The sequence below is a fragment of the Sphingobium sp. Z007 genome (genome assembly GCF_900013425.1).
GTDB lineage: Bacteria > Pseudomonadota > Alphaproteobacteria > Sphingomonadales > Sphingomonadaceae > Sphingobium.
The window spans coordinates 334,023-352,267 of record NZ_FBXK01000001.1; the positions used below are offsets into that span (position 1 = coordinate 334,023).

The following is an 18,245-nucleotide window of genomic DNA, read 5'->3' on the forward strand; positions in this document are numbered from 1 at the left end:
AATGGCGTGAGGAGTTTTGAGGATGCAACTGGAAGACATGATCATCGTCAGCGTGGACGATCACGCCGTCGAATCCCCGGAAGCCTTTTTCCGTCACTATCCGGCGGACAAGAAGGACCGCGCGCCCAAGATCATAGACAAGGACGGCAAGGACGTCTGGCTGTGGGACGGGAAAATCTATCCCACCATCGGCCTGAACGCGGTCGTCGGTCGCCCGCGCAGCGAATATGGCATGGAACCGACGCGGTTCGAGCAATTGCGTCCCGGCTGTTTCGATCCCAAGGCGCGCGTCGACGACATGAATGTCAACGGTGTGCTGGGTTCGCTCAATTTTCCGACCATGCCCGGCTTTGCCGGCGGCACCTTCATTGCCAATCCCAACCGCGAAGAGGCGTTGCTCGCCATTCGGGCCTGGAATGACTGGCATGTGCTGGAATGGTGCGAAATCGGCAAGAACCGCCTGATCCCAATGATCATCCTGCCGCTGTGGGACATGGACCTGACCATCGCGGAAATGCGCCGCATGTCGAAATATGGCGTCCACAATATCGCCTTCCCGGACAATCCCGCGCGCGGCGGCCTGCCCAGCATCCATAATGCCTATTGGACGCCGTTCTGGAAGGAATGCTGCGACCTCAAGATGCTGCTCAACTGCCATATCGGCACCGGCAGCCGTGCCGAACATGCGTCGGACGAAACCCCGATCGACGCCTGGATCACGACCATGCCGATGGCGATCGCCAATTCGGCAGCCGACTGGCTGTTCGGCAGCTTCTGGAAGGAATTTCCCGATCTGCGCATGGCGCTGTCGGAAGGTGGAATTGGCTGGATTCCCTATTTTCTGGAACGGGCGGACTTTACCAACGAGCATCACCATGAATGGACCTTCACCGAATTTTCGAACGGCGAACGCCCGTCGGACGTCTTCAAGCGCCATATCGTAACCTGCTTCATTGACGATCAGTTCGGCCTCAAAAGCCTGGAATATCTCAATCCCGACATGGTCTGTTACGAGGCGGACTATCCGCATTCCGATACGCTGTGGCCCAATTGCCCGGAACATCTGTGGCTGTCGATTCAGGGTCTGGGCGACGATGTGATTAACAAGGTTACGCATGAAAACGCGATGCGGGTGATGAACTTCAACCCCATTGAGGCGCTGGGCGGACGACAGAACTGCACCGTCGGGCATCTGCGCGAACTCGGCAAGGATGTCGATGTCAGCCCGCGCCAGGGTCTGGGTGGGCTGAAGACCGACAGTATGCAGATCGTCGGCGATGCGCGCCGCCCGGTGACATCGGGCGAGATCATGGCGATGTTCGCCGCAGCCTGAGCATAGGCCGGTAGGCGACAGGCATTGGCATTAGCAAGGGCATGGCGCGCGATCGCCATGCCCTTGTCCGGTTTCAAGGGATAAAGACATGCAGACTATTGCCGGCAGCCGGATCATTGTGACCGGCAGCGCAAGCGGCATGGGCGCCGCCGTGATGGCCGGACTGGTGGCAAGCGGTGCGCGGGTCGTCGGGCTGGACCTCGGCTATGGCGCGGGCATGGCGCCGGGCAATCCCGCCGTCGCCCGGTGCGATGTGTCGGACAAGGCTTCGGTCGATGCCACCTTCGATGCAGCGGTCGCGCATCTGGGCGGCCTCGATACGTTGATCCATGCGGCGGGCATCGCGCCGGGCGCACCGGCCGAATCGATCGACGTCGATGATTGGGACCGGGTGTTCGCGGTGAACGCGCGCGGCACCATGCTGACCAATCAGGCGGCATTTCGTCATCTGCGTGACGCCGGCGGCCGGATCATCAATTTCGCGTCGGGCGCGGGCGTTTCGGGCCTGACGAACAAAGCGCATTATTCCGCGACCAAAGGCGCGGTGATCGCCTGGACGCGCACGGCGGCGAAAGAATGGGGCAGATATGGCATCACCCTGAACATGATCGCGCCCGCCATCAGCACGCCCATGTACGCCCAGACGCGGGCCAGCATGTCGGCGGACCAACTGGCGGCGCTCGATGCGCGACTGGCGGCGGACATGCCGATCGACGGTAGGCTGGGCGACGCGGATCGCGATCTGTTGCCGCTGATGCTGTTCCTGTCAGGCGATGGCGCCCGCTTCATCACCGGGCAGATTTTCCCGGTCGATGGTGGTCTGCTGATGGTGCGCTGAAAACGGTCGCCTACCATCCGGCGGACGGCTGCGGCCGTCCGCTCACATCGCCGAAATGCCGCCGTCCAGCTTGAGTTCAGCGCCGGTCATCATCCGGCTTTCATCGGACGCGAGATAGAGGACGCCATAGGCGATGTCGTCGGGTTCGGCGACGCGGCCGATCGGGATTTGTCGCGCCAGCTTGGCAAGCCGTTCGTCTTGCGTTCCGCGCCCGATGCCATCCAGCAGGGGCGTGTTGACGAAGGTCGGATGGACCGAGTTGCAGCGGATATCCAGCCCTTCGCGGGCGCAGTGCAGAGCGATTGATTTGCTGAGCATCCACACCGCTGCCTTGGATGTGTTATAGCCCACGAAATTGGCGCTCGCGATCAGCCCCGCGATCGATGAAATGGTGATGATCGAACCTGGCATATGGTCGCGCATCACGCGCAGCGCGGCGCGGCTGCCGAAAAAGACGCTGTCGACGTTGATCGCCATGGTCCGGTCCCAAATGTCGGTCGGCATGTCCTCGATCGTGCCCATGGGCGCGATACCGGCATTGTTGACCAGCACCGACAGGCCGCCCATCGCCGCCGCCGCCGCGTCGATGATGGGTCGTGCGGCTGAGCGGAACAGGAAAGTGTCGTAAGGGGCATTATTTTCTTTCAAAAGTCCCATTCGGAATTAGGTTGACGTAGCGGTCTGAGGCCGCCGTTTGCGACGGCGTCGGGCACGGAGAAATCGTAGCGCCCGAGGAAATTGATGTGACGCCAGGATATCGGCGAGAGTCGAGCGATATCGGCGGGCAGTGGCGGCGTCCCGGCCTCACTGAGTTGGCGCACGGTTTCTTGCATGTAGACAGCGTTCCAGTGGACGATGGAGTTGAGGGCGAGACCAAGGACGCCAAGCTGCTCCTCCTGGCCTTGACGCAGAGGGCTTCTGATTTCGCCCCGATCGCCGTGATGGACGCGCCGACCGAGCTTGTGGCGCAATTCCTGCCGGTTGAGCTGAAACAATATCCGCCGGCGGAACGGTCGATCGTCGATGTATCGCAGGATGTGCAGCGTCTTGATGATGCGCCCCAGTTCAGACAGGGCCTTGGCCAGGGTCGTTGGGCGGTCTTTGACCTGCAGCATGCGCATGACGCCCGCGGCCTTGAGGTGGCCGAGCTTGAGCGATCCGGCCAAACGGATCAGGTCGGCCCAGTGTTCCCTGATCAGATTGACTTTGATCCTGCCCCAGGCAATCTCATCGAATTGTCCGTAGCTCGCCTGGCGGTCGATGCGCCACAGCTTCGCGCCGCCGATGTCCGCCAGACGGGGGCTGAACCGGTAGCCCAAGAGCCAGAACAGCCCGAAAATGGCGTCGGAATAGGCGGCGGTGTCGGTCATGATCTCCAGAGGTTCGAGTTCGGTTTCCTGCTCCAGCAGGAGAGCCAGGACGACCAGGCTGTCGCGCAACGTGCCGGGGATGACCGCTCCGGCCAGACCGCTGAACTGATTGGAAATCATGTTGTACCAAGTGACGCCGCGCTCCTGGCCGTAATATTTGGGGTTGGGACCGGCGTGTATGGCACTCGACGGAGCGACAAACCGCATGCCGTCCGCGCTGGCCACCTCGCCGGCGCCCCAGTGGCGGACGATATCCAGGCGACTGTGAGCGGCAACGATCGCAGCGTTCGCCGCGGCGATGGTCTCGGGCCGAATGAAATTCTGACTGACCCAAGAAAGCCGGTCGCGACGCAGAGCCGCAAATTCCGGGCGCACGACTGGCTCAAGACCGATGTTGCATGCGCCGCCGACCAGGGTCGCGCACAGGCTTATCTCGAAGTGCTCGACGGTCGCCTGACGCTCGCTCAGATGGGTAAAGGACTTGGCAAATCCGGTTCGCGCCATGACTTCAAGAAAGATGTCGGGCATCCCCGCCTTCGGCATGCGCGTTTGGACGGCGGCGCGAAGCGAACGAAGGCTCTCGGATTCATCAAGCTTGTCGAGGGGCGTGACCACAATCTGGGTCTTGTCGGCGACCGTCTCGAAACGCAGGTCCAGATTGTCGCCCGCGCGCCCGGCGACATGACGATATGCCTCATCGAGAAGGCGGGAGAGACCGTCGATCTCAGTGTCGGCTTCCAGAGATCGGCCCAGGGCGCGTGCTACCATCAATCTGGAATTGTGCCAGGACTCGCCCTCGAGCATCCCGCGCCGGGGATCCCCGTATCGGATGCCGGGCTTGGCGAACACGTCGCGACGCTTGATCGCGAGACGCCATGCATCGATGATCGCGAAGACATAGGCTTTCGGGTCTCTCACCCTGCCTTCATGATCGAGGGCATGTTGCCTCCACGCCTTTGGGATCGCGGCGGTCGGTGCGCCGCGCATCTTGGCGAGAGACGACCAGTCGTCCACGCCCTTGAGGTAGCTGATCGCGGCCTTGACGTTTTTGCCGCCCGGGGCGGCGTCGATCTCGATGCGGGTGGTGATTTCAAAGAACAATCGCCGGGCGCCCCGCCATTTTGTTCGCAGTTGATCATATGGCTTGGTCTCTGCGGGCTTGGCGATTGCCTCCACCTTGGACATGGCGGCCTCGATGTCGGGACGGGGCAACCGCTCGAAGAGCACGTCTCGCCATTCATTGAGGGGCAGCCCGTCGTCGGTCAAAACCAAGAGACCCATCGCGTGGAGCAGCATCGCTGCGCCATCGAGATCGCGCAGGCTACGCAGGCGGGCCTGCTTGTCGGCGGCTTCAGCCCCCTTCACCAAGTCGGCAAGCAGAGCCTCGGCCAGCTCGGCAGCGTCGTCCTGGGCCGCCGCTTCGAGCGTATGGAAGAGCGCGGCTACGGTCGCGGTTCGACGAGGCTCCTGAAGGGCAGCGATAGCCGAAGGCTTGCTGACGCGCGCCACCCGCGCGAGGCGCTCAAGGGTTGTGGCTGGAACACCCCGCGGTGGCGCCGGCCGCAGATTGAACGCCCGGACCGCATCGAGCCGATCAAGGTGGCGGAAGAGCTCGGTCGGCATGCGCTTGGAGGGAATGGTCCGCAGCGCGTCCAAGGCGGCGAACGTGGATGTGTCGCCATCGTCAAACAGAGCGGCGATCCGCGCGCGCTGGTCATCACTCAAGCTGGCGACCAGATGGTGCCAAAGTCTGGTCCGCGCACGATCGCGGATTCTGCCGACCAATCGCTCGACGACCGTGACGCCCGGCAGCAGCACCTTGTTGGCGATCAACCACGCCGCAGCTCGATCAATCAGGGGCCCAGGCCGATCGTCGCCGCTCCAACACAGGGCGTAGAGCCATCGGGTCAGTCGGAAACGCGCCAACGCGTTGTCGCCAAAGTCCGTGAAGCCGCAGTGCGTCCGGATGAGCGCGAGGTGCCGGATGCGCCGGCTTCCCGCAAAATAGCCATCCACGTCAGTGCCGGGTTCAAGAGCGAGTTGTTCGATCACGCCCGCCAGGACCGACGCTGGGATCTCGGCGGCCGAGACTGGAAATGCACCCAGAAACCGGGCGCTCGTCAGCATCACCCCAAAGCCGAGCCGATTGTGGGCGCCGCGCAGAGTTCCAATGAGGTTGCGATCGGTTTGGTCCAGATGGAAATATCGCGCGAGTTGGTCTGTCGACGGTTCGCCGTCGAAGCAGGCAAAGCCCTGACGCTGAGCGTCAGTGAGGTGACGGGTGGGCATACCGTGCGAAACTTCCAACTTTTGCGAAGGGGACGGCAGATGCCGATAAACAAGGCGAATTTCTTCGCAAAACATATGTGCGAAATAAAAGCATTTTGCAGTAACTTTCGCACGGTGCTTGGAGCGACCGCATGAAGCTTGGCTATGCACGCGTTTCCACCGAGGATCAGAACCTGGAAATCCAGCGCGATCGGCTCTCGGAGGCCGGCTGTGAGATGATGTTCGAGGAGAAAATATCGGGGGCCGCTCGTGGCCGGCCCGAGCTTGAAAGTCTAATCGGCCACCTGCGCAAAGACGATGTTCTCGTCGTCGCCCGCCTCGATCGTTTAGCGCGATCCACCATCGAACTCCTGCACATCGCGGAACGCATCAAGGAAAAGCAGGCAGGATTACAATCGCTTGATGAGCCTTGGGCCGATACCACGTCCCCGTCCGGCGTGATGATCATGACCGTGTTCGCTGGGATCGCCCAGTTCGAGCGGGCTCTCATATTGAGCCGAACCGACGAAGGTCGAAAGGCGGCGATGGCGCGCGGCGTGGCCTTCGGACGCCCAAAGAAAATGCGACCCGATCAGGCTGAGCTCGCTCGCCAACTCGTACTCGAGGGCAAGTCCATCAGCGCCGTCGCCAGAACCTTTAACGTTCACCCGGCGACTATCTATCGCTGTATCGAACCAAACGGCTCCTTATGACACTTTTCTGTTCCGCTCAGCCGCACGACCCATGATCGGTGGCCAGCTTTCCTCGTCGGTCACGTCGAGGAAGAAGGCGCTGGCCGTGCCAGTTCCCAGTTCCGCATTGATGGCGTCGGCCACAGCGGCGGCGCCGGGCAGGTTCAGGTCGGCGATCGCGACCTTGGCGCCATGGCGGGCGAGCATCCACGCGCTCGCTGCGCCCAAACCCTGCGCGCCGCCGGTAATCAGCGCTTTCTTGCCAGCGACCCGCCCGGCCATGCCCTGCGTGCCGATCAGCGGACCTCCCACTTCTTGCTATTGTTCATAATGGCCCAGCGATCCACCTGCGCGGTGCCGATGGGGTTGCCCAGGAAACAATATTTGAGGCTGGTCTGCAACGCTGCCGAGCGGGTCTGGTCGAGCGATTCCCAGATGGCGCGTACCGTCCCCTGCGTGGCGGCGGGCGGCTTGGCGGCGATCTGCCTGCCCAGTTCGTCGGCGCGATCCCACAGGCGATCGAGCGTGACGATTTCAGTCACCAACCCAATCCGCTTGGCGGTCTCCGCGCCGATCCGCTCGTCATTGCCCAGCAACGCCATGCGCAGGACGTCGCCCAGCGGCATGCGATAGGTCGCACCGATCGGCTCGACTGCGGACGTCATGCCATAGGTGACATGGGGGTCGAAGAAGGTCGCTTCCTCCGAACAGATGATGATGTCGCTTTCGTTGATCCAGTAGAAGGCGCCGCCCGCCGCCATCCCGTGCACGGCGCAGACCACCGGCTTCCAGCAGCGATTGGCCTTGGGGCCCAGAAAGTCGCCGGGGTCGCGCGCCGTCCAGATATTGCCGTGCATGATCTGACCTTCGGGCGTCTGGCTCTGCTTGACGTCCACGCCCGTGGAAAAGGCCCGGCCCTTGGCCGCGCGCAGCACGACGCAATGGACATCGTCGTCGTTCGATATATCTTTCCACAAATAGTCGAACTCCTCCAGCATCCGCCTGGTGAAAGAATTCATCGCATCGGGACGGTTGATCGTCACGGTGGCAACATGGTCGGCCTTGCTGACCAGGATCGTTTCATATTCCATCGGGACATTCCCCTCTAACTAGGTTAGATAGGCCTTATTGTGCCATGATGATATGTGCAAGCTTGCCAAGTGGCTATCGGCAGCTTTAGATCGAGGTTTACCTTTTGGGGAGAATAAATTGTCCCGCGCGCGCAATGAGATGATTGAACAGGCGCCGACAGCAGCGGCCCGCGTGTCTATTCGCGTGCCCAAGACGTCCGAGGTCGTGGCTGACCATATCCGCAAGCGCATCGTGCGCGGCGAGTTGAAGGAAGGCGATTTTCTGCCGCCCGAAGGGCAGTTGATGGTCAGCCTGGGCATTTCCCGGCCCACCTTGCGCGAGGCGTTTCGCATATTGGAAGCCGAAATGCTCATCAGCGTAGGGCGCGGATCACGCACAGGCGCGCGGGTCCATGCGCCGCGTGTCGACAGCGTATCGCGCTATGCCGGTTTTGTGTTGCAGTCTCAGGGCACGACCGTCGGCGACATTTACGAAGCACGCCTCGCGATCGAACCCTATATCGCGCGTCGACTGGCGGAAAAGCCACCCAAGGACGTAGTCGCCCGGCTTGCGGCCGAAATCGACCGGCTACAGGCGATGGTCGAAGAAGAGCGCTATGTCGATTTCATGATCGGCCTTGCCGAATTCCATCGTATCCTGGTGGAACTTGGCGGCAATCATACCCTGCTATTCTTGACCACCATCCTGCATGGCGTGGTCGCCCGTTATCAAGTGGAGCATCTCGATCGACGCGCCGTTTCGGGCGAGGTTCAACGCAAACGGGCGTTGGGGGGCATTCGGTCCTTCCGTAAGCTCGTTTCGCTGATCGAAGCCGGCGATGGCGACAATGCGGAGGCCCATTGGCGGCTGCACGTGATAAATGCCAACAAGTCCTGGCTGGAGCCGGATCAGGAAGACAGTTTGATCGACGTGCTGGATTAATCACTCCAGTCAACTGTCATGCTGCGGTTCGATCCCGCAGCATGTGCCGCAAAGCCGCTTCCACATCGCGGCGCAGCATCAAAGCAGCGGCGGAATTGGCGATGAGGTCGAATCCATGGACTGCGCCTGGGTATATATGGCATTCTACCGCGACGCCGGCGCGCACTAGCCGCACGGCATAGTCCAAGTCCTCGTCCAGAAACAGGTCGAGCGCACCGACCGCGATCATCGTCGGCGGCAGGGCCGACAGGTCGGTGGCCAATGCAGGTGCGTAATGGCCAAGGCGATCGGGTGCGATGTCCTCCCGACCGCGCAGCGCGGTCCAGCCAAACTGGTTGGAGCCGCGGGTCCAGATGAACTCGCCGGTGCTCGGATTGTCGCGTCCTTCAGGTGACCCAGTCCGGGGATCCAGCATGGGGTATGTCAGGAGTTGGCCCGCCAGCGGGGGCATTGCGCGATCACGTGCGATCAAGGCCGTCGCCGCTGCGAGTCCACCACCGGCGCTTTCCCCTGTGATGACGATCCGCGCGGGGTCGATGTTGATGGCGCTGCCATACCGTTGCATCCAGTCGAGTACCGCAACGCAATCCTCGACCGGTCCGGGAAAGGGCGTTTCAGGCGCCAGCCGATAATCGACCGATACCACGACGGCTCCTTGCTCTGCGGCAAGGCGGGCGTTCGCGGCATCATTCATCGCGGCCATGCCAGCCACCATGCCTCCCCCATGTATATGCAAAATTCCCGGATATCGCCCTGTGTCATGACTCTGGTCGGGATGGAATATGCGAATGTTCACGTCGGGGGCGTCGGGAGGCCCTTGGACGGCTCGCTGCTGGCAGAGGATGGCGCTATCCTGCGCGCCTGCATACATCGACGCCATGCTGTCGCGTGATAGTGTCAGGGTTTCGGCGCAAAGGTCGCCGGTGGGCATGGCGTCGATCAACGCGAGCAGGTCGGCGGCAACGAGAGAACGTGTCGTCATGGGTGCAAATTATCCTATGCTCGAACGAGAAGAAAACACCCGGCAAGCGGTCCGCCTGCGGTTGAAAGTGCCGCCACGCGAGGCAATCCGCCAACCTGGCGGTCGCCACCCAGACCCCGCAACTGCACACATGCCTCATATATTTGCCCATAAGCGTGCATCCGGCCAGCCGATAGCGCGCCGCCATTGGTATTCAGCGGGAGGTCGCCTTCCAGCGCGATGCGGCTGCCGTCGCCAATGAAGTCGCCTGCCTCGTAGCGGCCGCAAAAGCCGAAATTCTCCAGCCAGTTGATCGTATGATAGCTAAAGCCGTCATAAAGTTCGGCGACGTCCACATCCTTGGGCTTGAGGTCGGTGCGGCTCCACATCATTTCCGCCACCTTGGGCTGGGCCTGGGTTGCGAGCGCATCAAGCTGGGTCCAACTGTTGCGATAGTGCATGGAACTGCCGACCGCATCGATATGGGTGACGGGATGCGGTCCATCGCGCGCGGCGTCGATATGGCTCAGGATGATCGCGGTCGATCCGTCGATCGGTACGTCGCAGTCGAACAATCGCAAAGGCGTGGAGATGATCGGCGAGGCGAAATAATCGTCCATGCTGATTGGCGTGCGATAGACGGCGGCCGGATTGAGCCCCGCATTGCGCCGCCCGTTAATCGCGATCCGTGCGACCTGTTCCGGCTTGATGCCCGATTCATGGATATAGCGCTGGAACATCAGCGCCTGCTGTGTCGCGGCGGCATAGGTATGATAGGGCGCATACCAGGCGAAGGGGCCACGCACCCGCTCGCCGGGGCGGTTGAGTGCATTGGCGAACCCGGTCTTGCGCGCGGTCGCCTCATACATGGTGCGAAATATCAACACATGGCGGCAAAGCCCCGCCGCGATCGCGCCGATGGCGTTGAACAGCGCGCCGAACTGGCCAGCGGTTTCGGCCGCATTGGAATACCAGCCCAGCTTCAGGCGCAACGCATCCTGCAAGGCGGGGATGCCGACGTCGGAAAAGCCCGATCCATCCCCCCGATCGCCGGGCCATGTCGCCATACCGTCTATGTCGGCGCGGGTCAGGCCTGCGTCTGCAATCGCCTCCATCGCTGCGTCGATGGTCAGGCCAAGCGCGGACTTGTCCGCCCCGCGCGAGATTTTCGACTGGCCGATCCCGGTGATCGCCGTCTGCTTTTCGGCATAGGCGGTCATGCGCTTTGCGCACACGGCGCGAACAGCGGCACCCACAGATCATCCGCCTGCTCGAATTGCACCATGACCCTCATGCCGATCGCCACGTCCTGTGGCGCGCAATCGACGATATTGGTGGCCAGGCGCACCTCTGGGCTTTCCTCAAGCACGACGAGCGCCAGCACATAAGGAACCGGCAGGCCGGGCATCCATTGCTTGTGATTGACAGTGAAAGTCTCGACGGTCGCGCGGCCGGATACCGCATGAGGCGCCGTGTCGCGACCCTCGCATTGCGGGCAAAATCCGGTCGGCGGGTGGATGAGATAATGGCAGGCATTGCACCGTTCGATCAGCAATCGGCCATCTTTTCCCCCGGTCCAGAAGGGCAGGGTGTCGCGATCGGTCGCGGGCAAGGGACGGGGCAGGCTATCGATCATCGCGTGGCACCTTTGTTTCCTGAAGCAGCATTTCGGCGAGCGCGTGTGGCCGGGTCTGCTGCGGCTGGTGGCCTGCATCGATGCGGATGATGCGTTGGGCATGGAGTTGCTGCGCGAACTCTTCCTGCGCCAACGGCGTCAATATCTGGTCACGCAGCGCCAGCACATAGGTGGCGGGAATCCGCGCGGCGGCGGCGTAGCCCCAGTGCCGTTCCCGTTCGGTGCAGGCGGCAGGCCATTCATCCTCGCCCATGCGCGCCAGAAATGCGGTCTGCGCCGCTTCGTCCATATCATTGCAGAACATCGCGGCGAATCGTGCCTCGATCGGCATATCCCCGGCGAATGCGCGCGGGGCGGTGCGCGTGAGCATCTCCCTGATCGTCTCGCCCTCAAGCGGGCCGGCGCAGGCGACATAGACGATCCTGTCCACCTGCGCGCCGCACGCGACCGCCAGTCTGGGCAATATAGTCCCAGCCTGCGAGTGGCCCACAAAGACGCAGCGATCGACCCCGGCCGATGCGACATCGTACGCCAGTTCATCAATGACGGCGTCCAGGCCAAGCCCGTTTGTGTCGCGGCCCCGCTTCGCGCCGCAGCCGGGGATGTCCAGGATCAGCGGCGACTCCATGTCGGGCGCCTGCACCGCCAGCGCCGCGATCACCTCGTTCCAGATCCAGCCGCCCTGTTTGCCGCCGTGCAGGAATATCATGCGCGACCGATTGTCGTCCATAGCCATCAATTTCCCCTCCCGACGATCCAAGGCATCTTGCACTTTTTGCTATATTACCTAGTGAACCATGATCGGCATCGACGGTCAAATCATAGTGGAGAGTGGAAGCGTGGCAGAGATAGATGGAGCGCTGGCCCCTGAAGTGCTGGTGGACAATGAGGACGGTGTCCGTATCATCACGCTGAACCGTCCCGACAAGCTTAATGCGCTGGCAGACGGGATCATGACCCTGCTGGCCGACGCGACCGCTGATGCGGCGCGCGATCCCACCGTGGGTTGCGTCATTGTGACCGGCGCGGGGCGTGGTTTCTGCGCCGGTGGCGACCTCAAGGGCGGGGCGCAAAAACCGCTGCCTGCAAGCAACGATGTGGGCGGTCGGGTGGAGCAGGGCTTCGCCAGGTTGCGCGGCTTCATGGAAACCTCCCGCCTGCTGCACGAAATGCCCAAGCCGACGATCGCGATGGTGAATGGCCCGGTGGCGGGTGCGGGCATCGGCATCGCCGGGGCGTGCGACCTGCGCTTCGCGGGGCGTTCTGCAACATTCCTGTCCGCTTTCGACCGGATCGGCGCGGGCGGAGATTTCGGTTCCAGCTATTTCTGGACCAAGATCGTGGGATCGGGCGTGGCGCGCGAAATCTTTCTGCTGGGCGAGAAATATGATGCCGAAGCGGCGCTGGCCAAAGGCATCTATACTCGCCTCTTCGAGGACGCGGCATTGCGGCAGGAAACGCTCAAGGCCGCCCATCGCCTCGCCAACGGGCCGCGCATGGGCTATCGCTATATGAAATCGAACCTCAACATCGCCGAAGACAGCGCGTTCGAAACCGCGCTCGATCATGAGGCGCTGAACATGGGCCTATCGACCACCGCCACGGCGCAAATCTACAAGGCGATGCAGGAGGCGAAGGGCGCCTGATCGCCAGCGCCGTTCGTCGATCGGGCGCGCTGGCGCGGATCGACGAACGGCACCTGATGCCCGCGCGCATGGATGCCCTGCCGGTCGGCGAAGCTGCTGCTGGCGATGGCCATGCCATTGCCCGCCGACTCAACCAGCCGCCAGTCGTCCAGCGGCGCCGTACCCAATATGACGGTCAGTCGCGCGACAGTCATTGGCGGGCCAGGGTCGCTCATCAAATATCCTGGCTCGATATCGACTTGGGCGTTGCTGACGCCTGCCGATACTATGATGGCCACTGTTGTGTAGACCTATTTGACCAAGTTGTATAGGAAGTGCCATGGCATTGTCAGCAACGGTATCGAACGACAGCCCTGGGAGAATGGGTCAGATGGATTTGAGCTATGGGGAAGGCGCCGAAGTCTTTCGTCAGGAAGTGCGCAGCTTCCTGAAAGGCGCATGGCAGCCGGGCGAACGGCGCAAGGATGAGCTGAAGGCCTTCATCCGCGATTTCCGCACGCAGGCGACGGATGCGGGCTATCTCTATCGCGCCATTCCCAAGCAATATGGCGGGTCGGAGCAGGCGGCCGACGTCGTCAAGGCGCAGGTCATCCGCGAAGAGTTCGCCCGCGCCCGCGCGCCGATGGAGACAGGCGGCAACGGCATGTCGATGCTGGTCCCTACTTTGCTGGAAAAGGGCACGGACGAACAGAAGGACATGTTTATCCGTCAGACGATGGCGGGCGACATGATGTGGGGCCAGGGCTATTCCGAACCGGGCACCGGGTCCGACCTGGCATCGGTGCGCACGCGGGCGGAACTGGTCGGCGACGAATGGGTCATCAACGGCCAGAAGATCTGGACCAGCCAGGGCGACCGCGCTACTCATATGTTCGGTCTGTTTCGCACCGAGCCGCAGGCCTCCAAACATGGCGGCATTTCCTATCTGATGCTGGACCTCAATCAACCCGGCGTCACTCGTCGACCGATCCGCCAGATGACGGGCGAGGCGGGCTTCTACGAATTTTTCTTCGACAATGCGAAGGCGCCGGCCAGCTGGATCGTGGGCGAACGCGGCGATGGTTGGAACGTGTCGCGCACGACGCTCAAACATGAACGCGCGTCGATCGGCTCGGCCGACGCGCTGGGCGGTACTTTCCGCAAGCTGGTCGAACTGGCGCAGGAGATGGAGATTGACGGCCAGCCCGCGATCAGGGACGCCAAGATCCGCGACGCGCTGACCCGGATCGAAGGCTGGGTGATGGCGCACCGCTACTCCAGCTTTCGCCTGTTCAGCCTGGCCGCCGCGCAGGAACAGCCGGGCATCGTCGGCCTGATGATGAAGCTCCTGCTGACCGAAACCGGGCATGAGATGGCGCTGCTGGCGCAGGAACTGATCGGCGATCATGCACTGATCGAGCCTGCGACGGCGGGCACCCGTGGCCGTGGCCCGGAAAAATGGCTCGACCAGATCATGGGGACGCTCGGCAATTCCATTGCTGGCGGCACCACCAATATTCAGCGTAACATCATAGCGGAGCGCGGCCTTGGCCTGCCGCGCGACCTGGCCATGGAGGCGGACAAGTGAGGTTCCACCCGACCGAGGAACAATTGGCGATTCAGGACGCGCTTAAAGGCACGCTGGAGGACGCAATGCCGCGCGAGCGGCTGGAAACGATCGTCAATGACGGCGGCGATTTCGACCGCGACAGCTGGGACGCGCTAATGGCGTTGGGCCTTGGCGGCCTTGCCCTGCCCGAAAGCGTCGGCGGCGCGGGCCTTGGCCTGCTCGACCTTGCCATGGGGATCGAAGTGCTGGGGCAGGGCGGCGTGGTCGGCCCCGTCCTTCAGCATTGCCTCGCGGGACTGGCGCTCAATCTGGCCGATGAAGGGCATGCGAAGACAAGCTGGCTCGGCAGGATCGCCAGCGGCGAAGTCGTCGCGACGATCGCGCTGGGCGGCAACTGGCTGCCCGAAAGCTGGACCGTGATCGTGGAAGGCGGCAAAGCGAGGGGCAGCATCGGCTTCGTGCCTGGTGGGGAGGCGGCCCAGTTGATCCTGGTCGGCACGCAGGGCGGCGGGCTGGCGCTGGTGGAAAAGGGCGCGGGGGTGACCGTGGAGTCCGTCCAGTCCGCCGACCGCACGCGCCGTATGTCGCGCGTTACCTTCGACGGGGCGCCTGCCACGATCCTGTTCGAACCGGGCGATGCGCAAGTCGCGCGCATCTTTGACGCCGCGCTGGTGTTGGCTTCCGCAGACGCGCTGGGTGGCGCGCAATATTGTCTCGACCTGTCGGTCGCCTATGCCAAGGAGCGCGAACAGTTCGGCGTGGCGATCGGCCGCTTTCAGGCGCTCAAGCACCAGTTGGCGCAAATGGCGCTGGAGGTGGAGCCTGCCCGCGCGCTGATGTGGTATGCCGCCTATGCCTGGGACAGCGAACAGGAGGATGCATCGCGCGCTGCCGCCATGGCCAAGGCGCATATCGCCGATCGTTTCGTGTCGGTCGCCCGCGCGGCGGTCGCCGCGCATGGCGGCATCGGCTATACCTGGGAATATAGCCTGAACATCTGGTTCCGCCGTTCGTTGTTCGACCGCGCCTATCTCGGCAGTCCGACCGTGCATCGCGCCCGCGCGGCCGACCTGGCGGGGTGGTGAGCGACCTCGCCATGGAAGCCGCAGCGCAGGGCCTGGCGCTGTCGGGCGCGCGTCTGCCGCTGTTCGACATGCCGGTCAGCCAGCCTTGGGGGCCGTCGCCGCCGCGGCGGCCGGGATCAGTGCGCCGCACGATGACGCTCGATGCGACCTGGCCCGACGGTCAGGATGGCGACGTGCTGTTCACCGGCGATGCGCGCGATATCGTGACCGGATGGGATGGCGGCGCGCCCACCATCATTGCGACGGCGCATATCGATGTGGTCGCCGAACAACGGGTGATGTTGTCGGTCGTCAGCACACCGCCGCGCGCCGAATTGGCCCAGTTGTCGGGCGCGCGGGCGGGCGGTTATCTGCGGGCGGAGATCGACAAGGCGCTGCCCGGTGAAAAGCGCGACGGCACGCCGCTCTATCTGTTGCTGGACGATCTGGCGGGCGCGTCTCTGGTCGGCGGCTGGGCCTGGTCGCGCTGGACCCAGGACTGGCTGTCGCGCCTGTCGATGGAGGATCGGGCGGACCATGCCGCCCGCATGGAGGGTATCTGCATCGGCTTCCGGCCCGGATCGGACGCCCTGGCCATCGGTGGCAGGCCCGTACCGGATCAGAATGCCTCGCGCGTCCGGCCGCTGGTGAATCCCCACGACGCTGAAGGCTGGCACCCTCTCATCGATCGTGGCGGCGTCAATTTCCGCCGCGCCCGTCGGATCGACATCTGGCGCGAGGGGGATGTGATCCATATCGAATCCGGGTTTCAGGATAGCGCCAGTGCGCCCGATGGCGGCGACCGGATCGCAATCCACGAATATCGCATCACCGCCACGGCTGATGCGCCCACCCAGACGCTGCGCAGCGTGGTGGCGACCCCCGGAACGCTGCCATACAAGGAATGCCGCGCCGCGCCGGTCAATGTCGATGCGCTTGTCGGCGTGCCGCTCGCCAATCTGCGCGCGCAGGTGCTGTTGACGCTGCGCAAGACGGCGGGCTGCACCCATCTCAACGACATGCTGCGTGCGCTGGCCGAAGTGCCGACGCTGGAAAAGCATCTGCCTTAACGCACGCAGCGGGCGTGGCGCGATGGGTTATGCCGCTGCCATCGTTATGACGATCCGCCCGGCGGTGACCCCGCGCTGCGCTTCCTCCATCGCGGCCACGAAATCATCGATCGGATAGGTGCGGGCGATCGGCGGATGCAGCTTGCCTTGCGCAAAAAGGGCGAGCAGCGCCAGGACATTGGCGTCCGACAGGTCGCGCTCATAGTCGCCGAACTGGCGGACATCGACGCCGATCAGCGACGCCCCCTTGAGCAGCGCCAGATTGACCGGCAGCTTGGGGATGGCACCACCGGCAAAGCCGATCACCAGATGCCGCCCGTTCCAAGCAAGCGAACGGAAGGCCGGCTCCGTCGCCGCGCCGCCCACCGGATCGACGATTACGTCGACTGGCTTGCCACCATTGGCGGCCTTCAGATCCTCGCGCCAGGTCTGCGAACCCGAATCAATCACCGCGTCGGACCCGCCTTTTATCGCGAGCGCCCGTTTTTCCGCGCTCGATGCCGATCCGATCACTTGGGCGCCCAGCGCCTTGGCCACCTCGACCGCGGCATAGCCGACCGCGCCGCCTGCCCCCAGCACGCACACCGTTTCGCCGACTTGCAGGCGCGCGCGCTGCACCAGCGCATGATAGGCGGTAGCGTAGCTCACGCGAAAGACCGATGCCGTCACGAAATCCATCGCGTCGTGGATAGGCAGCGCCAGTTTGGCGGGAATGACGCAGGCTTCGCCGATAGCCGCGCCAAAAGCGCTGCCCATTACGCGCTCGCCGAGGCGCGCCGGGTCGACGCCCTCGCCGACCGCCTCGATCATGCCGGAAAATTCGCTGCCCGGCACGAAGGGCAGGGGCGGTTTCAACTGATACAGCCCGGCGGCGACCAGCACATCGACATAGCTGATGCCTGCCGCGCGGATGGCGATGCGGACCTTGCCCGGTCCCGGCGCGCCGGGATCATATTCCTCCAGTGCAAAGCCGGACGGCGGCCCGAACGCCCGGATGACGACGGCGCGGCGCATCAGCGGCCCTTCCATTGCGGCGCGCGCTTCTGGGCGAAGGCGATGGGGCCTTCCTGGGTGTCCTCCGCTTCGCGCCAGGCGGCGTAGGCGGGATAATCCGCCTGATGGGCCAACGCATCGGCCAGGCTCGCTTCCTCCAGCCCGAGATAGACGACCTGCTTGGACGCGCGCACCGCCATGGGCGACGCGCGCAAAATTTCCGCCACCCAGCGATGCGTGGTCGCCATCAGCGCCTCCGGTGGCGCGACCTCGTTGACGAAACCCATCCGCAACCCTTCCTGCGCGGTCACCCGGCGCGACGTCAGAATCATGCCCATCGCCTGCTTCGTGCCGATCTCCCGCGCCAGCCGGTGCAACCCGCCGCCAAAGGCGATCGCACCGACCAGCGGTTCGGGCAGGCCGAAGCTGGCATGGTCGGCCGCGATGATGATGTCGCACGCCAGCGCCACCTCGAAACCGCCACCCAGCGCCAGCCCGTTGACGGCGGCGATGATCGGCTTGTCGCAGTCGAACCGTTCGATCAGCCCGGCATAGCCGCTGGCCGGGTAGACGGGATGCGCGCCGCGTTCCGCCACTGCCTTCAGGTCCGATCCGGCACAAAATGCGCGGTCGCCCGCGCCGGTCACGATGCAGACATATTGTTCGGCGTCGCTGGCAAAATTGTCGAATGCCGCCTGCAATTCATGGTGCATCCCGCCATTGATGGCGTTCATCACCTCCGGGCGGTTCAGGGTCACGGTGGTAACGCGATCGGCCTTGTAGACCGTGACGAAGTCCATGACGCGGTTCCT

General features: G+C 63.5%; 19 protein-coding genes. 8 read left to right on the top strand and 11 right to left on the bottom strand.

What is annotated here, in order from left to right; all coding sequences use genetic code 11:
- Positions 1–22 precede the first annotated feature (22 nt).
- Positions 23–1,333 carry an amidohydrolase family protein gene (locus CEQ44_RS01575; protein WP_088183489.1) on the top strand — a complete coding sequence of 437 codons (1,311 nt, stop codon included), beginning with the start codon at positions 23–25 and terminating at the stop codon, positions 1,331–1,333.
- 88 nt (positions 1,334–1,421) lie between these two features.
- Entirely contained in the window at positions 1,422–2,171 is a 750-nt protein-coding gene (locus CEQ44_RS01580; RefSeq protein ID WP_088183488.1) for an SDR family NAD(P)-dependent oxidoreductase, read from the top strand.
- A gap of 42 nt (positions 2,172–2,213) precedes the next feature.
- On the opposite strand, the gene CEQ44_RS01585 is transcribed toward CEQ44_RS01580, so the two are convergent.
- Positions 2,214–2,828 (bottom strand): SDR family oxidoreductase, encoded by a 615-nt coding sequence (locus CEQ44_RS01585; protein WP_088201786.1) that lies wholly within the window; start codon positions 2,826–2,828, stop codon positions 2,214–2,216.
- Entirely contained in the window at positions 2,816–5,830 is a 3,015-nt protein-coding gene (locus CEQ44_RS01590; protein WP_088183828.1) for a Tn3 family transposase, read from the bottom strand. The genes CEQ44_RS01585 and CEQ44_RS01590 overlap by 13 nt, the downstream gene beginning before the upstream one ends.
- Before the next feature lie 131 nt (positions 5,831–5,961).
- Between CEQ44_RS01590 and CEQ44_RS01595 the strand changes: the two genes are divergently transcribed.
- Positions 5,962–6,522 carry a recombinase family protein gene (locus CEQ44_RS01595; protein ID WP_088183827.1) on the top strand — a complete coding sequence of 187 codons (561 nt, stop codon included), beginning with the start codon at positions 5,962–5,964 and terminating at the stop codon, positions 6,520–6,522.
- Here CEQ44_RS01595 and CEQ44_RS01600 read toward each other — a convergent pair.
- Positions 6,517–6,813 (bottom strand): SDR family NAD(P)-dependent oxidoreductase, encoded by a 297-nt coding sequence (locus CEQ44_RS01600; RefSeq protein WP_256960010.1) that lies wholly within the window; start codon positions 6,811–6,813, stop codon positions 6,517–6,519. The two genes, CEQ44_RS01595 and CEQ44_RS01600, sit on opposite strands and share 6 nt — an antisense overlap.
- A complete protein-coding gene (locus tag CEQ44_RS01605; protein ID WP_088185620.1) occupies positions 6,798–7,592 on the bottom strand; it encodes an enoyl-CoA hydratase/isomerase family protein in 795 nt (264 codons plus the stop codon). The genes CEQ44_RS01600 and CEQ44_RS01605 overlap by 16 nt, the downstream gene beginning before the upstream one ends.
- Before the next feature lie 118 nt (positions 7,593–7,710).
- On the opposite strand from CEQ44_RS01605, the gene CEQ44_RS01610 reads away from it, so the two are divergent.
- Positions 7,711–8,514, top strand: a complete 804-nt coding sequence (locus CEQ44_RS01610; RefSeq protein ID WP_176401067.1) for a FadR/GntR family transcriptional regulator — start codon at positions 7,711–7,713, stop codon at positions 8,512–8,514.
- Positions 8,515–8,530: 16 nt separating this feature from the next.
- Here CEQ44_RS01610 and CEQ44_RS01615 read toward each other — a convergent pair whose 3' ends face one another.
- From CEQ44_RS01615 to CEQ44_RS01630, 4 genes are read right to left on the bottom strand one after another with little or no spacing between them, the layout of a single operon-like run.
- Positions 8,531–9,496, bottom strand: a complete 966-nt coding sequence (locus tag CEQ44_RS01615; RefSeq protein ID WP_088185618.1) for an alpha/beta hydrolase — start codon at positions 9,494–9,496, stop codon at positions 8,531–8,533.
- A 14-nt stretch (positions 9,497–9,510) separates the two neighbouring features.
- Positions 9,511–10,695: a thiolase family protein gene (locus CEQ44_RS01620; protein ID WP_088185617.1), complete on the bottom strand. Its 1,185-nt coding sequence runs from the start codon at positions 10,693–10,695 to the stop codon at positions 9,511–9,513.
- The gene (locus CEQ44_RS01625) at positions 10,692–11,111 is read right to left on the bottom strand and encodes a Zn-ribbon domain-containing OB-fold protein (protein ID WP_088185616.1); all 420 of its coding nucleotides are present in this window, start codon (positions 11,109–11,111) and stop codon (positions 10,692–10,694) included. Before CEQ44_RS01625 ends, CEQ44_RS01620 begins: the two co-directional genes overlap by 4 nt.
- Positions 11,101–11,847, bottom strand: coding sequence for an alpha/beta fold hydrolase (locus CEQ44_RS01630; RefSeq protein ID WP_088185615.1), 747 nt, complete (start codon positions 11,845–11,847; stop codon positions 11,101–11,103). Before CEQ44_RS01630 ends, CEQ44_RS01625 begins: the two co-directional genes overlap by 11 nt.
- Positions 11,848–11,950: 103 nt before the next feature.
- Here CEQ44_RS01630 and CEQ44_RS01635 point away from each other — a divergent pair, with 103 nt between their 5' ends.
- A complete protein-coding gene (locus tag CEQ44_RS01635; protein WP_217896585.1) occupies positions 11,951–12,757 on the top strand; it encodes an enoyl-CoA hydratase-related protein in 807 nt (268 codons plus the stop codon).
- On the opposite strand, the gene CEQ44_RS01640 is transcribed toward CEQ44_RS01635, so the two are convergent.
- On the bottom strand, positions 12,724–12,972 hold the full coding sequence (locus CEQ44_RS01640) for a hypothetical protein (protein WP_140419394.1): 249 nt from the start codon (positions 12,970–12,972) through the stop codon (positions 12,724–12,726). The genes CEQ44_RS01635 and CEQ44_RS01640 overlap by 34 nt on opposite strands.
- Positions 12,973–13,118: 146 nt before the next feature.
- Between CEQ44_RS01640 and CEQ44_RS01645 the strand changes: the two genes are divergently transcribed.
- From CEQ44_RS01645 to CEQ44_RS01655, 3 genes are read left to right on the top strand one after another with little or no spacing between them, the layout of a single operon-like run.
- Positions 13,119–14,324 carry an acyl-CoA dehydrogenase family protein gene (locus CEQ44_RS01645; RefSeq protein WP_254913635.1) on the top strand — a complete coding sequence of 402 codons (1,206 nt, stop codon included), beginning with the start codon at positions 13,119–13,121 and terminating at the stop codon, positions 14,322–14,324.
- Positions 14,321–15,391: an acyl-CoA dehydrogenase family protein gene (locus tag CEQ44_RS01650; RefSeq protein ID WP_088185613.1), complete on the top strand. Its 1,071-nt coding sequence runs from the start codon at positions 14,321–14,323 to the stop codon at positions 15,389–15,391. Before CEQ44_RS01645 ends, CEQ44_RS01650 begins: the two co-directional genes overlap by 4 nt.
- Complete coding sequence (locus CEQ44_RS01655) at positions 15,388–16,440, top strand: DUF2889 domain-containing protein (RefSeq protein ID WP_088189843.1); 1,053 nt, start codon at positions 15,388–15,390, stop codon at positions 16,438–16,440. Before CEQ44_RS01650 ends, CEQ44_RS01655 begins: the two co-directional genes overlap by 4 nt.
- Before the next feature lie 27 nt (positions 16,441–16,467).
- Here CEQ44_RS01655 and CEQ44_RS01660 read toward each other — a convergent pair whose 3' ends face one another.
- Both CEQ44_RS01660 and CEQ44_RS01665 read right to left on the bottom strand, forming a co-directional pair.
- Entirely contained in the window at positions 16,468–17,454 is a 987-nt protein-coding gene (locus tag CEQ44_RS01660) for an NADPH:quinone oxidoreductase family protein (RefSeq protein ID WP_088185626.1), read from the bottom strand.
- Positions 17,454–18,233, bottom strand: a complete 780-nt coding sequence (locus CEQ44_RS01665) for an enoyl-CoA hydratase-related protein (RefSeq protein WP_088185611.1) — start codon at positions 18,231–18,233, stop codon at positions 17,454–17,456. Before CEQ44_RS01665 ends, CEQ44_RS01660 begins: the two co-directional genes overlap by 1 nt.
- Positions 18,234–18,245: the final 12 nt, after the last annotated feature.

Excerpts from the sequence above, each read along its gene's own strand:
- CEQ44_RS01575 (WP_088183489.1), top strand. The coding sequence starts at position 23 with ATGCAACTGGAAGACATGATCATCGTCAGCGTGGACGATCACGCCGTC.
- CEQ44_RS01580 (WP_088183488.1), top strand. The coding sequence starts at position 1,422 with ATGCAGACTATTGCCGGCAGCCGGATCATTGTGACCGGCAGCGCAAGC.
- CEQ44_RS01585 (WP_088201786.1), bottom strand. The coding sequence starts at position 2,828 with ATGGGACTTTTGAAAGAAAATAATGCCCCTTACGACACTTTCCTGTTC.
- CEQ44_RS01590 (WP_088183828.1), bottom strand. The coding sequence starts at position 5,830 with ATGCCCACCCGTCACCTCACTGACGCTCAGCGTCAGGGCTTTGCCTGC.
- CEQ44_RS01595 (WP_088183827.1), top strand. The coding sequence starts at position 5,962 with ATGAAGCTTGGCTATGCACGCGTTTCCACCGAGGATCAGAACCTGGAA.
- CEQ44_RS01605 (WP_088185620.1), bottom strand. The coding sequence starts at position 7,592 with ATGGAATATGAAACGATCCTGGTCAGCAAGGCCGACCATGTTGCCACC.
- CEQ44_RS01615 (WP_088185618.1), bottom strand. The coding sequence starts at position 9,496 with ATGACGACACGTTCTCTCGTTGCCGCCGACCTGCTCGCGTTGATCGAC.
- CEQ44_RS01620 (WP_088185617.1), bottom strand. The coding sequence starts at position 10,695 with ATGACCGCCTATGCCGAAAAGCAGACGGCGATCACCGGGATCGGCCAG.
- CEQ44_RS01625 (WP_088185616.1), bottom strand. The coding sequence starts at position 11,111 with ATGATCGATAGCCTGCCCCGTCCCTTGCCCGCGACCGATCGCGACACC.
- CEQ44_RS01630 (WP_088185615.1), bottom strand. The coding sequence starts at position 11,847 with ATGGCTATGGACGACAATCGGTCGCGCATGATATTCCTGCACGGCGGC.
- CEQ44_RS01640 (WP_140419394.1), bottom strand. The coding sequence starts at position 12,972 with ATGAGCGACCCTGGCCCGCCAATGACTGTCGCGCGACTGACCGTCATA.
- CEQ44_RS01645 (WP_254913635.1), top strand. The coding sequence starts at position 13,119 with ATGGGTCAGATGGATTTGAGCTATGGGGAAGGCGCCGAAGTCTTTCGT.
- CEQ44_RS01660 (WP_088185626.1), bottom strand. The coding sequence starts at position 17,454 with ATGCGCCGCGCCGTCGTCATCCGGGCGTTCGGGCCGCCGTCCGGCTTT.
- CEQ44_RS01665 (WP_088185611.1), bottom strand. The coding sequence starts at position 18,233 with ATGGACTTCGTCACGGTCTACAAGGCCGATCGCGTTACCACCGTGACC.